Annotated in this window: 17 protein-coding genes and 1 pseudogene; 12 read left to right on the top strand and 6 right to left on the bottom strand. The window is 69.5% G+C overall.

Annotation, left to right across the window (positions count from 1 at the left end):
- Window positions 1–891: pseudogene (gene recA, locus M0P34_RS04625) on the bottom strand (recombinase RecA); the annotation flags it as partial.
- Window positions 892–1,138: 247 nt separating this feature from the next.
- Between recA and M0P34_RS04620 the strand changes: the two are divergent.
- The 5 genes from M0P34_RS04620 to mqnE all read left to right on the top strand — a co-directional run bounded on the left by M0P34_RS04620 (window position 1,139) and on the right by mqnE (window position 7,733).
- Window positions 1,139–2,197 carry a tRNA(5-methylaminomethyl-2-thiouridylate) methyltransferase gene (locus M0P34_RS04620; protein ID WP_291496853.1) on the top strand — a complete coding sequence of 353 codons (1,059 nt, stop codon included), beginning with the start codon at window positions 1,139–1,141 and terminating at the stop codon, window positions 2,195–2,197.
- A gap of 101 nt (window positions 2,198–2,298) precedes the next feature.
- The gene (locus tag M0P34_RS04615) at window positions 2,299–3,006 is read left to right on the top strand and encodes a Bax inhibitor-1/YccA family protein (protein WP_291496851.1); all 708 of its coding nucleotides are present in this window, start codon (window positions 2,299–2,301) and stop codon (window positions 3,004–3,006) included.
- Window positions 3,007–3,052: 46 nt separating this feature from the next.
- Window positions 3,053–4,114 (top strand): tetraacyldisaccharide 4'-kinase, encoded by a 1,062-nt coding sequence (gene lpxK / locus M0P34_RS04610; RefSeq protein ID WP_291496849.1) that lies wholly within the window; start codon window positions 3,053–3,055, stop codon window positions 4,112–4,114.
- A 143-nt stretch (window positions 4,115–4,257) separates the two neighbouring features.
- A complete protein-coding gene (rnr, locus tag M0P34_RS04605) occupies window positions 4,258–6,471 on the top strand; it encodes a ribonuclease R (RefSeq protein WP_291496847.1) in 2,214 nt (737 codons plus the stop codon).
- 155 nt (window positions 6,472–6,626) lie between these two features.
- On the top strand, window positions 6,627–7,733 hold the full coding sequence (gene mqnE / locus M0P34_RS04600) for an aminofutalosine synthase MqnE (protein ID WP_291496845.1): 1,107 nt from the start codon (window positions 6,627–6,629) through the stop codon (window positions 7,731–7,733).
- Here mqnE and M0P34_RS04595 read toward each other — a convergent pair.
- Both M0P34_RS04595 and M0P34_RS04590 read right to left on the bottom strand, forming a co-directional pair.
- Window positions 7,693–8,256 carry an NYN domain-containing protein gene (locus M0P34_RS04595; protein ID WP_291496843.1) on the bottom strand — a complete coding sequence of 188 codons (564 nt, stop codon included), beginning with the start codon at window positions 8,254–8,256 and terminating at the stop codon, window positions 7,693–7,695. The two genes, mqnE and M0P34_RS04595, sit on opposite strands and share 41 nt — an antisense overlap.
- Before the next feature lie 339 nt (window positions 8,257–8,595).
- Window positions 8,596–9,795: a PhoH family protein gene (locus tag M0P34_RS04590; protein ID WP_291496841.1), complete on the bottom strand. Its 1,200-nt coding sequence runs from the start codon at window positions 9,793–9,795 to the stop codon at window positions 8,596–8,598.
- 482 nt (window positions 9,796–10,277) lie between these two features.
- Between M0P34_RS04590 and M0P34_RS04585 the strand changes: the two genes are divergently transcribed.
- The 3 genes from M0P34_RS04585 to pstA all read left to right on the top strand — a co-directional run bounded on the left by M0P34_RS04585 (window position 10,278) and on the right by pstA (window position 13,087).
- Window positions 10,278–11,090 carry a PstS family phosphate ABC transporter substrate-binding protein gene (locus tag M0P34_RS04585; RefSeq protein ID WP_291496839.1) on the top strand — a complete coding sequence of 271 codons (813 nt, stop codon included), beginning with the start codon at window positions 10,278–10,280 and terminating at the stop codon, window positions 11,088–11,090.
- 144 nt (window positions 11,091–11,234) lie between these two features.
- Window positions 11,235–12,122 carry a phosphate ABC transporter permease subunit PstC gene (gene pstC, locus M0P34_RS04580; protein ID WP_291496855.1) on the top strand — a complete coding sequence of 296 codons (888 nt, stop codon included), beginning with the start codon at window positions 11,235–11,237 and terminating at the stop codon, window positions 12,120–12,122.
- Window positions 12,123–12,139: 17 nt separating this feature from the next.
- A complete protein-coding gene (gene pstA / locus M0P34_RS04575; RefSeq protein WP_291496837.1) occupies window positions 12,140–13,087 on the top strand; it encodes a phosphate ABC transporter permease PstA in 948 nt (315 codons plus the stop codon).
- A 129-nt stretch (window positions 13,088–13,216) separates the two neighbouring features.
- On the opposite strand, the gene M0P34_RS04570 is transcribed toward pstA, so the two are convergent.
- The 3 genes from M0P34_RS04570 to M0P34_RS04560 form a co-directional block, all read right to left on the bottom strand.
- Window positions 13,217–14,353 (bottom strand): NADH:flavin oxidoreductase, encoded by a 1,137-nt coding sequence (locus tag M0P34_RS04570; RefSeq protein WP_291496835.1) that lies wholly within the window; start codon window positions 14,351–14,353, stop codon window positions 13,217–13,219.
- Window positions 14,354–14,441: 88 nt separating this feature from the next.
- Window positions 14,442–14,762 (bottom strand): putative quinol monooxygenase, encoded by a 321-nt coding sequence (locus M0P34_RS04565; RefSeq protein WP_291496833.1) that lies wholly within the window; start codon window positions 14,760–14,762, stop codon window positions 14,442–14,444.
- Between the two features lies 1 nt (window position 14,763).
- The gene (locus M0P34_RS04560) at window positions 14,764–15,282 is read right to left on the bottom strand and encodes a nitroreductase family protein (RefSeq protein ID WP_291496830.1); all 519 of its coding nucleotides are present in this window, start codon (window positions 15,280–15,282) and stop codon (window positions 14,764–14,766) included.
- Window positions 15,283–15,503: 221 nt separating this feature from the next.
- Here M0P34_RS04560 and M0P34_RS04555 point away from each other — a divergent pair, with 221 nt between their 5' ends.
- The 4 genes from M0P34_RS04555 to M0P34_RS04540 all read left to right on the top strand — a co-directional run.
- The gene (locus M0P34_RS04555) at window positions 15,504–16,316 is read left to right on the top strand and encodes a response regulator (RefSeq protein WP_291496828.1); all 813 of its coding nucleotides are present in this window, start codon (window positions 15,504–15,506) and stop codon (window positions 16,314–16,316) included.
- Window positions 16,317–16,691: 375 nt separating this feature from the next.
- Window positions 16,692–17,771: a beta-eliminating lyase-related protein gene (locus tag M0P34_RS04550; protein ID WP_291496827.1), complete on the top strand. Its 1,080-nt coding sequence runs from the start codon at window positions 16,692–16,694 to the stop codon at window positions 17,769–17,771.
- A 36-nt stretch (window positions 17,772–17,807) separates the two neighbouring features.
- Window positions 17,808–18,536 (top strand): amino acid ABC transporter ATP-binding protein, encoded by a 729-nt coding sequence (locus M0P34_RS04545; protein WP_291496825.1) that lies wholly within the window; start codon window positions 17,808–17,810, stop codon window positions 18,534–18,536.
- Between the two features lie 56 nt (window positions 18,537–18,592).
- The coding region (locus M0P34_RS04540; RefSeq protein ID WP_291496824.1) for a transporter substrate-binding domain-containing protein at window positions 18,593–19,031 on the top strand (439 nt) is incomplete at its 3' end.

Raw genomic sequence — 19,031 nt, 5'->3', positions numbered from 1 at the left:
GGAGCCGCTCTGCTCGATGATCTTGTGCTCGATGCCCAGGTCGATGAGCTCGCCCTCGCGGCTCATGCCCGTGCCGTAGAGGATGTCCACAAGGGCCTCGCGGAAGGGCGGGGCCACCTTGTTCTTGACCACCTTGACCCGGGCCTTGATGCCGTAGGCCTCCTCCTTGTCCTTCAGGGTCTGGATGCGCCGGATGTCCATGCGCACGGAGGAGTAGAACTTCAGCGCGTTGCCGCCGGTGGTCGTCTCGGGGTTGCCGTAGCCGGTGACGCCGATCTTCATACGGATCTGGTTGATGAAGACCACCGAGGTCCGCGACTTGTGGATGGTGCCGGTGAGCTTGCGCAGGGCGTGGGACATGAGCCGCGCGTGCCCGCCCACCTGCGACTCGCCCATCTCGCCCTACAGCTCCGCCTGGGGGATGAGCGCGGCCACGGAGTCGATGACGATGACATCCACCGCCCCGGAGCGCACCAGCAGGCTGGCGATGTCCAGGGCCTGCTCGCCGTAGTCGGGCTGGGAGATGAGCAGCTCCTCGGTGTTCACGCCAAGGCGCCTGGCGTAGCTCACGTCCAGGGCGTGCTCGGCGTCGATGAACGCGGCGGTGCCGCCCTGCTTCTGGCACTGGGCGATGAGGTGCAGGGCCAGGGTGGTCTTGCCCGAGGACTCGGGGCCGTAGATCTCCGTGACGCGCCCGCGCGGCACGCCGCCGACGCCAAGGGCCAGGTCCAGCCCGATGGACCCCGTGGGGATCACCGGGATGCGGACGTGGGCCTCGTCGGACAGTTTCATCACGGAGCCCTGTCCGTACTTGCGCTCGATGGTGGAGAGCGCGGTGTCCAGCGCCTCGCGGCGCATTTCCTCGGGGCTGGCTTGGGGGCGTCGGGCCATGCTGGTTCTCCTGGCTGGGCGGGGGTCTTGTGTGCGAAGAGCCACGACATAGCAAAAGGCGCGGCCGCGGGCAACAGCGCTGTACACGGCGCGGGCCGGGGCGGCGGGGGCGCGGCGGGGCGGCCCGGGAGGGGCCGGGGCGGCTGGATCGCGGGGCCCGGCCCCGCCGCGGCGGGGCGCGCCCTTGCCAGCCCGGGGCCCAGGCAGTATAGGCCCTGCCACGGGACATTGCCCGCGAGAGTACCCAATGAGCAAGAAAACCTACGACGCCGTGGCGCTGTTCAGCGCCGGGCTGGATTCCCTGCTGGCCGTGAAGGTCATCGAGGCCCAGGGCCTGACGGTCAAATGCCTGCACTTCACCAGCCCCTTCTTCGGCCACCCGCGCCGCTTGGGCTACTGGCGGCGGACCTACGGGCTGGACCTGGCCGCCGTGGACGCGGGCGAGGAATTCGTGCGCATGATGCTGGCCGGGCCGCGCTTCGGGTTCGGGCGCTTCTTCAACCCCTGCGTGGACTGCAAGATTCTCATGCTCACCCGCGCCCGGGAGCTGATGGAGCGCTACGGCGCGCGGTTCATCGTCACCGGCGAGGTGGTCGGCCAGCGGCCCATGTCCCAGCGCCAGGACTCCATGAACAGCGTGCGCAACGAGTCCGGCACCCGCGATGTCCTGCTGCGGCCCCTGTGCGCCCTGCGCCAGGAACCCACGCCCATGGAGACCTCGGGCCTGGTCGACCGCCAGCGGCTCCTGGGCTTCTGGGGCCGGGGGCGCACCGCGCAGCTCGAACTGGCCCGCGACCTCGGCATCACCGACATCCCCACCCCGGCGGGCGGCTGCCTGCTCACCGAAGAGCCCTCGGCCAAGCGCTACGCGCCGATCTTCGCCGCCGTGGCCGAGCCCCCGGCGGCCCATTTCCACCTGGCCAACGTGGGGCGGCAGTACTGGTCCGGCACGCACTGGCTGTCCATCGGCCGCGACAAGAAGAGCAACGACCGGCTCTCGGAGCTGGCCCGCCCCGAGGACCTGGTCTTCGTGACCCAGGGCTACCCGGGGCCCCTGGCCGTGGGCCGCGAGCTGGCCGGGCCCTGGGACCTCGGGGCCGTGGCCGACGCCGCCGCCTTCGTGGCCTCCTTCAGCCCCCGGGCGGTGGCCGCTGGCGGCCCGGTGACCGTGGCCGTGCGCCAGGGCGGGGCCCAGCGCACCGTCAGCGTCGCCCCGGCGCGGACCACCCCCCTGGGCTGGAGCGAGCCGACCTGGGCCCAGGCCGCCCCCGTGCGCGACCGCATGGACCCCAAGAACCGCCCCTGAGCCCCGCCGTCCGCCCGCTTTCTCTTGCCAGGGGCCCGGATGCTGTTTATTAGTCGAAGGGAAAGGAAACCCTGAACGCAACCGTGAATTCGGAGGAGACAATGCAAAGGTACCAGACTGCGGGCGTTTCCCGCACCGGAGCCGTGGTCCTCAACGCCTTCATGCGCGGCGTGTACGGCTGGATGACCGCCGGCCTGGCGCTCACCGCAGCCGTGGCCTTCATGACGGCGACCAGCCCGACCATGCTCCAGCTCATCTTCGGCAACCAGATCAGCATGTTCATCGTCCTGCTGGCGCCCCTGGGCTTCGTCATCGCCCTGTCGGCGGGCATCCGCAAAATGTCCCCGGGCATGGCCACGGGCATGTTCCTGGCCTACAGCTGCGCCATGGGCCTGTCCCTGTCCAGCGTGCTCATCGCCTACACCGGGGCCTCGGTGTTCAAGACCTTCCTGGTCTGCTCGGGCATGTTCGGCGCCATGAGCGTCTACGGCATGACCACCAAGCGCGACCTGACCGCCATGGGCAGCTTCCTGATGATGGGCGTCTTCGGCCTGATCATCGCCATGGTCGTGAACATCTTCATGCAGTCCAGCCAGCTCGACTGGATCATCTCCGGCGTGGGCGTGATCCTGTTCACCGGCCTGACCGCCTGGGACACCCAGAAGCTCAAGGTCATGGGCGAGACCGCCCCGGCGGGCGACGCCGCCGCCCTGCGCCGCGGCACCATCCTCGGCGCCCTGACCCTGTACCTGGACTTCATCAACCTGTTCCTGTTCCTGCTGCGCTTCATGGGCTCCTCGCGCAACTAGACCCGCACCCGCCCGGGGGCGGCCCCGCCGCCCCCGGATTCTGCCCATGCGCCAGCTCGTCCCCCTGCAAGACGCCCTCTCGCCCCTGCTGCGGCCGCCCGGCCGCCTGTACGCCGCGCTGATGCGCCTGCGCCGCCGCGCCTACGCGGGCGGCGCCCTGCGCGCCCACCGCGCGCCGTGGCTCACCGTCAGCGTGGGCAACATCTGCTGGGGCGGCACGGGCAAGACCCCGCTCACCGACTGGATCGTCGACTGGGCCCTCAAGGCCGGGCGCAGGCCCGCCGTGCTCACCCGGGGCTACAAGGCCAGCCCGCCGCAGCTGCCCTACCTGGTCGGCGCCGACGCCACCCCCCGGGAGGCGGGCGACGAACCCCTGCTGCTGGCCCGGGCCCATCCCGGGGCCCGCGTGGTGGTCGACCCCCGGCGGCCCCGGGCCGCCCTGGCCCTGGCCCAGGCCCCCGACCCGCCCGACATGCTCGTGCTTGACGACGGTTTCCAGCACCTGGCCATGGCCCGCGACATCGACCTCGTTTTGCTGCGGCCCGCGGACCTGGTGGCCGACTGGGACCGCGTGCTGCCCGCCGGGCCCTGGCGCGAGGGGCACACCGCCCTGGAGGCCGCCCACGCCCTGCTCATCAACTGCCCGCCCGACGAGTTCCGGGCCCTGGCCCCGCTGATCCGCCGCCACCTGGAGCCCCTGCGCAAGCCGGTGTTCAATTTCTCCCTGGCCGTGCGCGGGCTGGTGCGCCTGGACGGGGGCGGAACGGCGCGCGGCTTCGGCGGCGAGCCGTACCTGCTGGTCACCGGCGTGGGCGAGCCCGACCAGGTGGCCGCCACGGCCCGGGCCCTGCTGGGCGCGCCGCCCGCCCACCACCTGCGCTACGACGACCACCACGCCTACACCCCGGCCGACCGCGACTTCATCGACGCCGAGGCCCGGCGCAGGGGCGCCGCCCATGTGCTGTGCACCGCCAAGGACGCCGTGAAACTCGCCGGAGCGGGCGCCATTCCCCTTTGGACCTTCGACACCACCCTGGCCTTCGGCGAGGCCTTGTTCACCGACCAGGCCTTCCCCCTGTGGTGGGAGGCCGCCGTGGCCCGGGCCTGACCCCGGCGCCGGGCAGCCGCCCCGCCACCGCGCCGCCACCGGACCGCCGCCGCCTTGGCGGTTGCCATTCCCGCCCCCTGCTGTACAATCGCCCCAGCGGCGCCCGCGCCGCCCCATCCGACACCCGAGCCCAGGAGCCCCGCATGGCCCGCAAACGCAAACCCCAAAAAGCGGATTCCGCCCCCTCCGGGCTGGACCAGACCTCCGTGCTGCGCGCCTTCCGCGAGGCGCGCCAACCCCTGCGGACCACCGAGCTGCTGCGTCGGCTGGACCTGCGCAAGGACCTCAAGCGCGACCTCAAGGCCGTGCTGGCCGCCCTGCTGGAGGCCGGGCGCATCATCCGCACCCGGGGCGGGGCCTACGGGCTGACCGAGAGCATGTCCCTGGTCAAGGGCCGCTTGCAGGTCCAGCGCTCGGGCGTGGGCTTCGTCATCCCCGAGGACCAGCGCCGCAAGGACATCTTCGTGCCGCGCGGCAGCTTCGGCGACGCCTGGCACGGCGACGAGGTCATGGTCGCCGTGGCGCCCCCGCGCGGCGGGCGCGACGGCCAGGGCCGGGGCAAAAGCCCCGAAGGGCGCATCGTGCGCGTGCTCTCGCGCGGGCTCAAGACCCTGCCCGTGCGCGTGGAGCGCCGCCTGGGGCCCGACCTGTACCTGGCCTTCCCCACCGATCCGCGCCTGCACTTCAACGTCATGGCCGACACCAAGCCCCTGGCCGAGGAGCCCGAGCGCGGCGACATCGTCCACGTCCTGCCCGGCGACAAGCTCGACGCCGGGCTCTGGGCCGGGGCCGCCGCCGAGAACCTCGGCGCGGAAAACGACCCCAAAGTCCAGGAATCACTGGTCAAGACGGCCCACGGCGTGCCGCGCAAGTTTCCCCGCCGGGTGCTCGACGAAGCCCGCGCCCTGCCCGGCGACCCCGGCCCCGAAGACTTCGAGGGCCGCAAGGACCTGCGCGGGCTGGGCCTGGTGACCATCGACGGCGCCAAGGCCCGCGATTTCGACGACGCCGTGCATGTGCGCCGCGAGGGCGACGGCTGGCGCCTGACCGTGGCCATCGCCGACGTGAGCCACTATGTGGCCCCCGGGTCGCACCTGGACCGCGAAGCCTTCGAGCGCGGCAACTCCTACTATTTCCCGCAGTCCGTGGAGCCCATGTTCCCCGAGGCCCTCTCCAACGGCCTGTGCAGCCTGAACCCCGACGTGCCCCGGCTGGCCATGGTCGCCGAGATCGGTTTCACCGCCGACGGCCAGCCCCGCGACGAGCGCTTCCACGCCGCCGTGATCAAAAGCCACGCCCGGCTGACCTACATGCAGGTCCACCGCGCCCTGGACGAAAAGGACCCCGCCGAGCGCCAGGCCCTGGGCGAGGTCCTGCCCATGCTCGAGGAAGCCGAGCGGCTGGCCCGCGTGCTCCACCGCGTGCGCACCGCGCGCGGCAGCCTGGACTTCGACCTGCCCGAGCCCGAGATACTGTTCAACATGCTCGGCGAAACCGCCGACATCCGCCCGCGCCCGCGCACCTTCGCCCACCAGCTCATCGAGGAGTTCATGATCGCGGCCAACGAGGCCGTGGCCCGGCTGCTCACCGCGCGCGGGCTGCCCTGCATGTACCGCATCCACCCCGCGCCCGACGCCGACAAGCTGCGCGCCGTGTTCAAGCTGCTCTCGCGCACCGAGCTGGCGCCCAGGCTGCCCGCCCCGGGCGCCGCCGTCGCCCCCACCGACCTCCAGACCCTGCTGGCCGCCGCCCAGGGCACGGACCTGGAGTTCCTCGCCGGGCGGCTGGTGCTGCGCTCCATGATGCAGGCCGTCTATTCCCCGCAGCACACCGGGCACTTCGGCCTGGCCTCCGAGTGCTACTGCCACTTCACCTCGCCCATCCGGCGCTACGCGGACCTGGTGGTCCACCGCGCCCTCAAGGCCGCCCTGGTCGCGGATCGCGAGCCCCTGCCCCGCCCCGCGACCATGAAGAAGATCGCCGACCACATCAGCGCCCGCGAGCGCGTGGCCGCCGACGCCGAGCGCGAAATCCTCAAGCGCCTGACCATCCTCTTCCTGGAGGACAAGGTCGGCGAAACCTTCACCGGCATCGTCAACGGCCTGTCCGACTACGGGTTCTGGGTCGAGCTCAACGAGGTCATGGCCGAGGGCATGGTCCGCCTGTCCACCCTGTCCGACGACTATTACCACTACCTCACCGACCGCCAGGAAATCCTGGGCGAGCGCACCGGCAAGCGCTTCGCCCTGGGCCAGAAGCTCCGTGTGCGCCTGGGCGGGGTCAGCCTCGCCCGCCTGGAGGTGGACCTCGAACTCCTGGACCAGGAGGCCCCCCGGCCCAGGGCCCGCAAGCGCTAGGCCCGGGCGGCGCAGGTCGGCCGCGCCACGCCCGGGCGGCCCCAACAGCGCCGGGGCAGCGCCGGGGCGCCCCTTTACTCGCCGCGCGCCCGTCCGTATGGTGGCCCGGCGCGCGGCGCGGCCGGGCGGCAATCCTGCTTTCCAAGGACGACATCATGCAGCGGATCATCGACGCGGTGCGCGGCGGCGCGCGCCTGGAGGCGGAACAGGCCCTGGAGCTGGCCCTGGGCTGCGACGTGCACACCCTGGGCGAACTGGGCGGCGCCGCGCGCGCGCGGCGCCACGGGCGCAAGGCGTTCTACGTCTACAACCAGCACCTGAACTACACCAACATCTGCGCCAACGCCTGCCGCTTCTGCGCCTTTTCCAAGCGCGCGGGGGACCAGGGCGCCTACACCCACACCCCCGAGCAGGCCGCGGCCCTGGTGGCCCAGCGGGCGGACGAACCCATCCGCGAGGTGCACATCGTGGGCGGGCTGAACCCCGACCTGCCCTACGAGTACTACCTGGAGCTGGTGTCGCGGGTGAAGGCCGCGCGGCCCGGGCTGCGGGTCAAGGCCTTCACGGCGGTGGAGGTGGCCTACCTGGCCGGGCGCTACGGCCGCACACGCGCCCGGGTCCTCGAAGAGCTGCGCGCCGCGGGGCTGGACGCCCTGCCCGGCGGCGGGGCGGAGGTCTTCTCCCCGGCGCTGCGCCAGCGGCTGTGCCCCGAAAAACTGCCCGGCAAGGACTGGCTGGAAATCCACGCCCTGGCCCACGGCATGGGCCTGCGCACCAACTGCACCCTGCTCTTCGGCCATGTGGAGACCTGGGCCGACCGCGTGGAGCACCTGGCGGCCCTGCGCGAGTTGCAGGACCGCACCGGCGGCTTCCTGTGCTTCATCCCCTTGCAGTACCAGCCGGGCAACAACGAGCTGGGCGCCCCGGGCACCGACGGGCAGGACTACCTGAAGATGATCGCCCTGTCGCGGCTGTTCCTGGACAACGTGCCCCACATCAAGGCGTACTGGGCCTTCTCGGGCATCAAGCCCGCGCAGCTGGCCCTGGCCGCCGGGGCCGACGACTTCGACGGCACGCTCATCGAGGAGAAGGTCGGCCACGCGGCGGGCGCCAGCAGCCCCAAGGGCCTGACCGTGGCCCGCCTGCGCGAGGCCATCGAACAGGCGGGCTTCACCCCCGTGGAGCGCGACACGTTCTTCGAGGCCGTGCAGGATAGAAAATTCAGATGCAACTCTGGGCTGCGTCCAATGTTGCCTGTTTGATGGGGATTGTCACTCGACAAGCACTACTGGCCGCATGACACTTCGAACCCTCGGGCCAGAGCAGGAAGACATCCTTGCCTTTGGAACGAACGTAACGGATCGCTGGAACGAGATCGGAATCGCAGGACGCCAGATAGACCGCATCATAACGATCTTCGGCACAGCCGAGGACCAATTCCATAGCAATTTGTACGTCTAAAGATTTCTCGACTTTGAAATAGCTTTCGGCTTCGCAGGCACTGCATCGGCGCTTTCGGGAAACAAGATTTCCCAAGCGCAAGATCACGCCGCTTGCTCGTAGCTTGGCGAAAAAGCGCTGCTGGCCCGCAGCATTCTCCGGTTCCGTCTGTCGGTCGACCGGCGACGTGAAGAAGAGCACCCCCACAATGGTCCTCGGTCCGGCAAGCGTTTCAGCCAGCCGCCGAAAATCAAGATGCCCCCGATCAAGCTGCGCATCCTTAAGGTTTCGATAAAAATTCGGCCCGTCAAAAAGGAACAGTGCCCTCTTTTCGCCATTCGACATTGTTCCCCCTCAAAAAAAAACCGCACGTTGCCGAGCAAAGCCCGTCAACATGCGGCGACTAATTCATAGGGAGAGAATCACCATGATCAACCTCAATGTCAAGGGGAAAAAGAGGATTTCGACCAGATGTTCCCGTGAGATACCCCGACCTTCAATTTCCGTCTCCGCATGCAGCATACCGCTCATAAAATGAGTTCCGAGTTATAGTCAAGCGGATTTTGTGCATATTTTACCATGAAGATCGTAGTGTTGCGAGCAGCGGAGCCGGGAAACGCGACGGACCGCGCCAAACAGTCCCCGGCCCGGCCCCGGGCGTTCTGCGGCCCCCGGCGCGGGGCGCTACAGCTTGGAGCGCAGCACCAGGTCGGTGATGGGCCCGCGCGAACGGTCGCCCTTGAGCACGATGTGCGCGTAGTTGTCGAAGCCCTTGAACTTGCGCACGATCCAGTTCAGGCCGTTGTTGGACTCGCTGAGGTAGGGGTTGTCCACCTGGCTGGTGTCGCCCAGGCACAGGCACTTCACGCCCTCGCCCATGCGCGTGAGCAGGGCGCGGACCTCGGCCCGCGACAGGTTCTGGCACTCGTCGACGATGACGATGGCGTTTTCGATGTTCATGCCCCGGATGAAGGCCAGGGGCAGGATCTCGAAACGCTTGGTGTTGTAGCGCGGCGCATGGGCCTCGGGGTCGGCGAAGATCTTGTTGGCCGGGCGCTGGGCGTGCAGCTTGAGCACCAGGTCCATGATGTAGCGCACATAGGGCTCCATCTTCTCCTCGATGGCCCCGGGCAGGAAGCCCAGCTTGGCGCCCAGCTCGATGGTCGGCTTGAGCACATAGATCTTCTCGAAGCGGCGTTTCTCCAGGGTCAGGTACAGGGCGGCGGCCAGGGCCAGGTAGGTCTTGCCGAAACCGGCCTCGCTCTGCACGGACACCAGGTCTATGGCGTCGTCCATGATCAGTTCCAGAGCCAGGTTCTGGTACACCGAGCGGGGCTTGATGTTCCAGGGGGTGTGCTGCCAGGTGACGGCCCGGTCGCCCCCGGGGGAGTGGAGCACCGGCTTGCCCTCCACCCAGCGGAAGCTGTTGGGCAGGGGCTCGGCGCCGTTGTCGCAAAAGCCGGTGTAGAGCTGCGACTCCGACTCGAACGGTTTCGAGTCCTTGAACTCCTCGCTGGCGATGTCCAGCATCCCGGCCTGGAGTTGCAGGATGCGGTCGTTGGTGACCAGGATGGGGTCGGCGATCTCGGGGCTGTCCTTGATTTCGCGCAGGATGAAGTTGTCCACCACCTCCTCGGTGAAGCGCGAAACGCTGGCGTCGTTGCGGATGAAACGGATGTGCTCCCGGTTTTCCAGCAGCACGTCGATGACCTTGGCCACGATATGCCGCAGGCGGGCGTTGGTCTTGAGCGAGTTCAGCTCGATCAGGACGTGGTAGGGAATGTAGATGTTGTTTTCGTTGCCGTTTCGAAGGCTTAGGATGCTGTAGGGATTCTCGATGAGAACGTTGGTATCGACGATGTAATTCTTCGGGGTCTGGTGCATTGCCGGATGGCCATCCTTTCTGGCTGAGTTTCCGCAGTGTCGCCACCTCCGACGGCTCCAGCCTGGAGCATCCCCGGGGGACCTCGGGCCCGGGTTTCCCTTGCAGGCTAGTGCAATCGCCACCCTCTGTAAACTCTTTCTAGAGAAGTTTTAGAAACGTCACCGGACAGTCACGCAACCGCGCCCGCGCCCATCGGCCTGCCCGGTCCGGCCATCGGCCCGCCCGGTCCGGGGCAGGCGCCAGGGCGCCCGCTCCCCCCGGCGGCGCCAAAGCCCGGCCGCGCCAGGACCGGGCCGCCCCTCCACGCAATCCCCAAATTATATTAATTTATTTCAAGCCCTTGAAGCCGCACATTTCTGTCACACATTCTCTGCCCCCCCGTCACCCCGCCGTAACATCGCACGCCTAAACCTCTCGCATCGGTTGCCGAGGGCAGCCGACCCGACTGTGCCCACACAACCCAATTTGCTTGGAGGATCACATGCGCATCAAGAACCTGCTGCTTGCCGCCTTCATGGTCGTGGCCTTCTCGGCCAGCGCCTGGGCCGCCCAGATCGGCGTGTCCGGCTCCACCACCGTGCTGCCCATCATGCAAAAGGCCGTGGAGGCCTACATGAAGGCCCACCCCGAGACCACCCTGTCCGTTTCCGGCGGCGGCTCGGGCAACGGCATCAAGGCCATCATCGACGGCACCACCGACCTGTGCATGGCCTCGCGCTTCATGAAGGACAAGGAAGTGGCCCTGGCCATGGAGAAAGGCGTCTACCCCGTGCCCTTCGCCATCGCCATCGACGCGCTGGTGCCCGTGGTGCACCCCGAGAACCCGGTGGGCGACCTGACCATCGAGCAGCTGCGCGATGTCTACACCGGCAAGATCGCCAACTGGAAGGACTTGGGCGGCGAGGACAAGCAGATCGTGGTCATCTCGCGCGACACCTCCTCGGGCACCTACGAGACCTGGGAAGAGAAGATCATGAACAAGGAGCGCGTCTTCGCCGGCGCCCTGCTCCAGGCCTCCAACGGCGCCGTGGCCCAGGCCGTGTCCAAGAACAAGTTCGCCATCGGCTATGTGGGCTACGGCTACCTGAACGCCGCCCTCAAGCCCGTGAAGGTCAACGGCATCGAGGGCAACCCCGAGACCGCCTCCTCCGGCAAGTACCCCGTCGCCCGCTTCCTCTATGTGTTCACCAAGGGCTGGCCCGAGGGTGAGCTGGCCTCCTTCGTCATGTACCTGCTCAACCCCAAGTACGGCCAGGTCCACGCCAAGGACGCCGGCTACGTTCCCCTGTACTAGGCGGGACGCCCCGCCGCCGGGGGGAGGGAGACTCCCCGGCGGCGCAGCCCCCCGCCGGCGCGCGCCGGCGGAGGGAAACACGTCCCCCGGCGGCGCGTCGGAGCGGCACCGGGCGGACCCACCCAGCGGAGAACGCAGCCCATGATGGATCGCAAGCTCAAGGAAAAGTGCATCCGGTCGGCCTTTCTTTTCACGGCCTCCACGTCCATCCTCGTCCTGGCGCTGATCATGGTCTTCCTGTTCATGGAAGGCATGCCCATTTTCCAGGACTACCCGCCCCTCAAGTTCCTCTTCGGCCACGAGTGGTATCCCACGGCCGACCCGCCGGATTTCGGCATCTTCCCGCTGCTGGTGGGCTCGATGCTGGTGACGGCGGCCTCCTCGGCCATCGCCATCCCCCTGGGCGTGATGACGGCCATCTACCTGGCCGAGATCGCCCGGCCCCGGGTGCGCGGCTACGTCAAGCCCGTGGTGGAGCTGCTGGCGGCGCTGCCCTCGGTGGTCATCGGCTTCTTCGGCATGGTGCTCTTCGCGCCCTTCCTGCAGGACGTGTTCGACATCCCCACCGGGCTGAACATGTTCAACGCGGCGGTGATGCTGGCCTTCATGTCCGTGCCGACCATCTGCTCCATTTCCGAGGACGCCATATTCAGCGTGCCCAAGGAGCTCAAGGAGGCATCCCTGGCCCTTGGCGCCACCCACTGGGAGACCATCCGCAAGGTCATCCTGCCCGCCAGCCTGTCGGGCATCAGCACCGCCGTCATCCTGGGCATGTCCCGGGCCATCGGCGAGACGATGGTCGTGCTCATGGTCGCCGGAGGCGCGGCCATGGTGCCCTCGTCGCTGTTCTCCCCGGTGCGGCCCATGCCCGCGAGCATCGCGGCGGAAATGGCCGAGGCGCCCTTCCGGGGCGACCACTACTACGCCCTGTTCGCCACCGGCATCGTGCTGTTCCTGTTCACCATGATCTTCAACATCGTCGCCGACACCATCGCCAACAAGCACAAGCAGGTCGGCGCCGCCACCCTCTAGCGGCGGAGGCTGCATCCATGTCCACCACCGGAGAGACCGCCATGAGCACCACCATCGCCCCCGCCCCGGCGCCCGCCGCCGCGCGGACCAAGGCCCGCGCCGACCACCGGGGCGGCCTGGGCCGCCGGGGCCTGGTCGAGAAGACCTGGTTCACCCTGTTCCGGGGCGCCGCCGTGGTCAACGGCCTGGCCCTGCTCGTGATCTGCGCCTTCCTGGCCTACAACGGCCTGCCCGCCATCACCTGGGAATTCCTGACCGAGGTGCCGCGCAACTCCATGACCGAGGGCGGCATCTGGCCCTGCATCGTGGGCACGGCCATCCTGGCCTGCGGGGCCATGATCGTGGCCTTCCCCCTGGGCGTGGCCTCGGCCATCTACCTGAACGAATACGCCACCAACCCCCGGCTGGTGCGCGTCATCCGCCTGGGCATCAACAACCTGGCGGGCGTGCCCTCGGTGGTCTTCGGCCTGTTCGGCCTGGCCTTCTTCGTGACCTTCATGGGCCTTGGCGTGTCCACCCTGGCCGGTGTGCTGACCCTGGGCGCGCTGGTGCTGCCGATCATCATCCGCACCGCCGAGGAGGCCCTGCGCAGCGTGCCCGACACCTACCGCGAGGCGTCCCTGGGCCTGGGGGCCACCAAATGGCAGACCATCTCGCGCGTGGTGCTGCCCGCGGCCCTGCCGGGAATGCTCACCGGATCCATCCTCGGCCTGTCGCGCGCGGCGGGCGAAACGGCGGCCATCATGTTCACCGCCGCCGTGTTCTTCACCCCGACCATGCCCTCCTCCATCTTCAGCAAGGTCATGGCCCTGCCGTACCACATCTATGTCCTGGCCACCGCCGGAACGGAGATCGAGGTCACCCGGCCCCTGCAATACGGAACGGCCCTGGTGCTCATCGCCCTGGTCCTGGGCATGAACCTTGTGGCCATCTGGCTGCGCGCGCGGCTGCAAAAGAAGCTGTAGCGCGCTCCGCGCTCCGACAGCGGGCCGCCCTTCTCCCGGGCGGCCCGCCCCGCGAACACACAGGCGCCGCCGCTCCCGCGAGGGAACGGCGGCGCCGTCGTCGCCCCCGGGGGGCGCTGGCGGCCCCGGTCAGCCCCGGGCCGCCTCGCGGGCGCGGCGCTGCACCTGGCGCAGCTTGCACAGCAGGCCCTCCCCGGCCCGGGCGGCCTTGGAGCACATGTTCTCCGACTTGCACAGCGAGGGCTGCGTCTCGCCCTCGTGCCAGCGGCGCACGAGGTTCGGCTCGCAGATGAGCGGCCTGCTCAGGCCGACGCAGTCGCAAAGGCCGCTGTCCAGGAACTCCCGGACCTTGGACAGGGAGCGGATGCCGCCGGTGAGGATCAGGGGCAGGTCCAGGCGCTCCTTGAACCACTTGGCGGGCAGGCGGTAATAGCCCTCGCGGTCCTCGCGGATGATGCCCATGCGCACCGGGGCGTACTTGCCCGAATCCGGAGTGCCGCCGGACAGCTCCACCGCGTCCAGCCCGGCCCCGGCCAGGGCCGCGCACACGGCCAGCATGTCCTGGTCGTGGAAGGCGGTCTTGTTGACCACCAGGTAGTCGTTGGAATTGATCTTCACCAGCACGGGGAAGCCCGGCCCCACGGCGGCGCGCACGGCGGCGTAGACCTCCATGAGCAGCCGCGAGCGGTTCTCCAGGGGGCCGCCGTAGCCGTCCTCGCGGAGGTTGAACTGGGCGGAGAGGAACTGCGAGAGCAAGAAGCCGTGGGCGGCGTGGATCTGCACGGCGTCGAACCCGGCCTCGCGCGCGCGGCGGGCGGCGGCGCCGAAGGCCCCGGCCAGGGCTTGCAGCTCGCCCTCCTCCAGCACGCGGCAGCCCCGGTCGTGCCCGGAGGCGTCGAAGCGCGAGGGGCCGACGGGATCCAGGCCCGTCAGCTCGCGCCGCGCGCGCAGCCCGGCGTGGGCCAGCTGGCAGCAGGCCGCCGCGCCGCCCTCGTGGATGGCCTGGGCCAGGCTGGCCAGCCCGGGGACCATCGCGTCGCTGTGGGCGCCGAGCTGCCACGGCCCGGCCTGGCCCTCGGGGCGCACATAGGCGTGCCCGGGGATGACCAGCCCCACCTCGCCCCGGGCCAGGGTCCGCAACAGGGCGGCCAGCCGGGGCGTGGCCGAGCCGTCCTCCCCGGCCATGCCTTCCCAGGTGGCCGAGCGCACGAAACGGTTCTTGAGCTGCAACCCGCCGATGGCGACGGGATCGAAGGGTCCGGGCATGACTGTCCTCTGGTTGGCTTGGGGCGCCCGCCGCCCCCGGTTCCGCCCGGATGCGCGCCGCGCCCTGTTTTCCCGGGGGCCGGGCGGGCTACTCCCGGCGTCCGGCCACGTCCACGTCCGCGAAGGTCCGGACCACGGAACCCTCCAGCAGGGGCTCCGCCGCCGCGCGGAAAGCGGCAATATGCGCGCTTTGCTGATGCGTGGCAAGGGCTTGGGCCGAAACCCATTCCTCGAACATCAGGAACGCGCAGGGGTCGTCCCCGGCCACCAGCAGGTCGTAGCGCAGGCACCCGGGCTCGGCCCGGGTGGCCCGGACGAGCGGGGCCATGACCGCGCGCAGGGCCTCCTGGCGGCCGGGGCGCGCGGTGATGCGCGCGGTGACGGTGACCACTCCCGTGGCGGCGCCCATGCTAGCGCCCCTTCCAGCGGTTGCGGTGGACGCGGGCGGCCTCGAAACGGTCCTTGCGGCCCTGGGGCAGCGAGGTGTGGCCCACGGGGACCAGGGCCAGGGGCACCACCCCCGCAGGCAGGCCGAACAGCTCGCGGAAGGCGGCCTCGCGCTCGGCCACGGGATGGATGCCCGTCCACACCGCGCCAAGGCCCAGGCCGCGCGCGGCCAGGAGCAGGTTCTGCACGGCGGCCGAGCAGTCCTGGACCCAGAAGCCCGGGTACTTCTCGCGCCCGGTGTCGGCGCAGACCAGGAAGGCCAGGGGTGCCTGGCGGCACATGGCCGCGTAGGGATGGATGCCGGGAATGGCGTCCAGCAGGGCGCGATCGGTGACGACAATGAACTCCCACGGCTGGGCGTTGCCCGCGCTGGGCGCGGCCATGGCCGCCTCGAGCATGGTCTGGACCTGCTCCCCGGAGACGGGCGCGGGCAGGAAGGAACGCACGCTGCGGCGGGTGAAGACGGCTTCGAAAATGTCCACGGGCTCTGTCTCCTGATGCTGTTCACGAACGGGCCGGGCGGCCCCTGGGCAGCATGCCCCGGGCCGCGCCCGGACGCAACCCCCGGCGCGGCCCTTTCCTATGGGTCCGTTTTCTGGCATGGTCATCTTTGGACGGGTCCCCCCCCGGCCCGGAGCGAACAGGCCGCCCCGGCCGACCCCGGCCGGCCATCACGCAACACCAACGCCTCGCCGGAGCGGCCATGAGCGAAACGGATACCAAGGCCCAGAAGATTCTCGTCATCGAGGACAGCCACGTCCAGGCCAAGATCATCTGCCGCCACCTGGAAGCCATGACCACCTTCCGCACCGTGAGCGCCGACTCCCTGGAGGAGGCATCCCGCGTGCTGGCCGCCATGCGCGACGAAATATTCGCCGCCGTGGTCGACCTGAACCTGCCCGACGCGCCCTACGGCGAGGCGGTGGACCTGGTGCAGTCCCACGGGCTGGCGGTCATCGTGCTCACCGCCACGTTCAAGGACGACGTGCGCGACGCGCTTCTGGCGCGCAACGTGGCCGACTATGTGCTCAAGGAGAGCATCGTGGTCCTGGACGACGTGGAGAGCAAGATCGAGCGCCTGTTCAAGAACCAGTTCATCAAGGCCCTGGTGGTCGACGACTCGCGCACGGCGCGCAACACCGTGCGCAACCTGCTGGAAATCCAGAACTACAGAGTCCTTGAAGCCGAAAACGGCAAGCGCGCCCTGGAAGTCCTGGACGCCAACCCCGACATCAAACTCATCGTCACCGACTACGAGATGCCCGAGATGGACGGCTACGAGCTGACCAGCGAGGTCCGCCGCCGCTACAAGAAGCAGCAGCTGGCCATCGTGGGCATCTCCGGCGCGGGCGAGTCGGCCATGACCGCCAAGTTCCTCAAGCACGGGGCCAACGACTTCCTGCACAAGCCCTTCGCCGCCGAGGAGTTCTCCTGGCGCGTGAACCAGACCGTGGAGCTGGTGGAGATCGTCTGCGAGCTGACCCAGTGCCACGAGGAACGCGAGGCCGGGCGCTAGCCGGACGCTGGCCGGGCGCGAGGCGGATGCTGGCCGGACGCCGGTATTGCGCCCGCAAGACGCGGCCGCCCTGCGGCCCCGGGCGAGGCCCCTGGGCCGGCGGCTCGCACGCCCCCGGCGCCTTGGCGGGCGGCGCAGCGTCGGCCGGGAGCCGACCCGGTCCTGGTCCGGCCCCGGACGACTGCGCACCGGGCGCCGCCCGGCCCACCCGGCACCCTCCCCGCCCGGCGCGCCCCCGCGTCGGTCGGCCCGCGACCCGCGCCCCGCGCCACCCGCGAGGATCGATTACCGCTTTACCTGCCCGCCATTTCGGATTACAAGCCCGGGGTTGCGATGCGGGGCCACACACCGGGCCCGCCGCCGCCGAGATCGCCCATGACGCACGCAAGCTTCGCCAGCGACAACAATTCCGGGGTCCACCCCAGGGTCATGCAGGCCCTGGCCCAGGCCAATGCGGGCCACCACCCGGCCTACGGCGACGACCCGCACACCGCCCGCGCCCGGGAGCTTTTCGCCGAGCATTTCGGCCCCCAGGCCCAGGTCTTCTTCGTCTACAACGGCACCGGCGCCAACGCCACGGCCCTGGCCGCCCTGGTCCAACCCTGGCAGGCCGTGATCTGCTGCGCGGGCGCGCACATCAACGTGGACGAATGCGGCGCCCCCGAGCGCGTCACCGGGGCCAAGCTCTACGCGGAGCCCGGCCGGGACGGGCGCATCGGCCCCGAGGCCGTGGACCGCCACCTGCACTGCCTGGGCTTCGCGCACCACTCCCAGCCCGGGGCCGTGTCGCTGACCCAGGCCACCGAACTTGGCACCGTCTACACCCCCGACGAGGTGCGCGCCGTGGCCGAGCGGGCCCACGCCCACGGGCTGGCCGTGCACATGGACGGCGCCCGCCTGGCCAACGCCGCCGCCGCCCTGGGCTGCTCCCTGCGCGAGATCAGCTTCGACGCGGGCGTGGACGTGCTCTCCTTCGGCGGCACCAAGAACGGGCTCATGTTCGGCGAGGCCGTGGTCTTCGCCGATCCCGGGCGCGCCCGGGCCTTCCCCTACATCCGCAAGCAGGCCACGCAGCTGCACAGCAAGATGCGCTTCATCGCCGCGCAGTACGCGGCCCTGCTGGAAGACGGCCTGTGGCTGGACAACGCGCGAAACGCCAACGCCATGGCCCGGCGCCTGGCCGAGGGCGCGGCCGCCCTGCCCGGGGTGCGCATCTCGCGCCCGGTGCAGACCAACGCGGTGTTCGCCCACATGCCGCCCCAGGCCGCCCGGGCCCTGCTGCAAAAACAGTTCTTCTACATCTGGGACCAGGCCGCGGGCGAGGTGCGCTGGGTCGCATCCTTCGACACGACGCCCGCCGACGTGGACGCCTTCCTGGCCGACCTGGCCCTGGCCCTGGAGCACCCGGGCCCGGACGGCAGCGTCTTGCCCGGCGGGCACGTCTCTGCTACCTAGGGCCCACGCCGCGAAAACCAGCCACCGGAGGGAGCCTTGATACAATTCCGCCACGTCAACAAATGGTACGGCGAAATGCATGTGCTCCAGGACATCTCCCTGGACATTGCCGAGGGGGAGGTGGTGGTTGTCTGCGGGCCCAGCGGCTCGGGCAAGAGCACCCTCATCCGCTGCATCAACCGCCTGGAGCCCATCCAGAAGGGCGAGATCATCGTGGACGGGCACAGCCTGAGCGACCCCAAGACCAACCTGACCATGCTGCGGGCCGAAATCGGCTTCGTGTTCCAGCAGTTCAACCTCTATCCGCACATGAGCGTGCTGGACAACATCACCCTGGCGCCCATCCTCGTGCGCGGCATGGACCGCCGCGAGGCCGAGGAGCTGGGCATGGGCCTGCTGGCCAAGGTCAACATCCCCGACCAGGCCCACAAGTACCCCTGCCAGCTCTCGGGCGGACAGCAGCAGCGCGTGGCCATCGCGCGCGGGCTGGCCATGCGCCCGCGCATCATGCTCTTCGACGAGCCCACCAGCGCCCTGGACCCCGAGATGATCAACGAGGTCCTGGACGTGATGAAGACCCTGGCCCGCGAGGGCATGACCATGGTCTGCGTGACCCACGAGATGGGCTTCGCCCGCGAGGTGGCCGACCGCATCGTGTTCATGGACGGCGGCAGCCTCATCGAGGAGAACACGCCCCACGAGTTCTTCACCAACGCCCAGAGCGAACGCACCAAGGACTTCCTGAGCAAGATCCTCACCCACTAGGGTGGGACTTGGATAGCGTACCGTCACACCAACGTCTGCACAGCGAGGAGAAGACCATGAAACTGACGAAGATCGTCGCCCTGTCCTGCTTGGCCGCCCTGCTGACGGCCACCGCCGCCCTGGCCGGCCCCGCCTGGGACAACATCGAGAAGACCAAGACCCTGCGCGTCGGCCTGATGACCGACTCCATCCCCGGCGCCTTCTACAACGACAAGAAGGAGTGGGTCGGCATGGACGTGGACATGGCCGAGGAGCTGGCCAAGCGCCTGGGCTGCACCCTGGAGCGCGTCGCGGTGAACAACAAGACCCGCGTCGCCTTCGTGCAGCAGGGCCGCATCGATGTCTCCATCGCCAACATGACCCACAAGCGTGAGCGCGACAAGTCCATCGACTTCTCCATCACCTACTTCTTCGACGGCCAGAAGCTGCTCGCCAAGAAGGGCCAGTACACCAAGTGGGAGGACTTCGTCGGCAAGAAGATCGCCACCATGCAGG

The sequence above is a fragment of the Desulfocurvus sp. genome, assembly GCF_023230885.1.
Taxonomy (GTDB): domain Bacteria; phylum Desulfobacterota; class Desulfovibrionia; order Desulfovibrionales; family Desulfovibrionaceae; genus Desulfocurvus.
This window is presented reverse-complemented; position numbering and strand designations above follow the sequence as displayed.

Excerpts from the sequence above, each read along its gene's own strand:
- M0P34_RS04620 (WP_291496853.1), top strand. The coding sequence starts at position 1,139 with ATGAGCAAGAAAACCTACGACGCCGTGGCGCTGTTCAGCGCCGGGCTG.
- M0P34_RS04615 (WP_291496851.1), top strand. The coding sequence starts at position 2,299 with ATGCAAAGGTACCAGACTGCGGGCGTTTCCCGCACCGGAGCCGTGGTC.
- lpxK (WP_291496849.1), top strand. The coding sequence starts at position 3,053 with ATGCGCCAGCTCGTCCCCCTGCAAGACGCCCTCTCGCCCCTGCTGCGG.
- rnr (WP_291496847.1), top strand. The coding sequence starts at position 4,258 with ATGGCCCGCAAACGCAAACCCCAAAAAGCGGATTCCGCCCCCTCCGGG.
- mqnE (WP_291496845.1), top strand. The coding sequence starts at position 6,627 with ATGCAGCGGATCATCGACGCGGTGCGCGGCGGCGCGCGCCTGGAGGCG.
- M0P34_RS04595 (WP_291496843.1), bottom strand. The coding sequence starts at position 8,256 with ATGTCGAATGGCGAAAAGAGGGCACTGTTCCTTTTTGACGGGCCGAAT.
- M0P34_RS04590 (WP_291496841.1), bottom strand. The coding sequence starts at position 9,795 with ATGCACCAGACCCCGAAGAATTACATCGTCGATACCAACGTTCTCATC.
- M0P34_RS04585 (WP_291496839.1), top strand. The coding sequence starts at position 10,278 with ATGCGCATCAAGAACCTGCTGCTTGCCGCCTTCATGGTCGTGGCCTTC.
- pstC (WP_291496855.1), top strand. The coding sequence starts at position 11,235 with ATGGATCGCAAGCTCAAGGAAAAGTGCATCCGGTCGGCCTTTCTTTTC.
- pstA (WP_291496837.1), top strand. The coding sequence starts at position 12,140 with ATGTCCACCACCGGAGAGACCGCCATGAGCACCACCATCGCCCCCGCC.
- M0P34_RS04570 (WP_291496835.1), bottom strand. The coding sequence starts at position 14,353 with ATGCCCGGACCCTTCGATCCCGTCGCCATCGGCGGGTTGCAGCTCAAG.
- M0P34_RS04565 (WP_291496833.1), bottom strand. The coding sequence starts at position 14,762 with ATGGGCGCCGCCACGGGAGTGGTCACCGTCACCGCGCGCATCACCGCG.
- M0P34_RS04555 (WP_291496828.1), top strand. The coding sequence starts at position 15,504 with ATGAGCGAAACGGATACCAAGGCCCAGAAGATTCTCGTCATCGAGGAC.
- M0P34_RS04550 (WP_291496827.1), top strand. The coding sequence starts at position 16,692 with ATGACGCACGCAAGCTTCGCCAGCGACAACAATTCCGGGGTCCACCCC.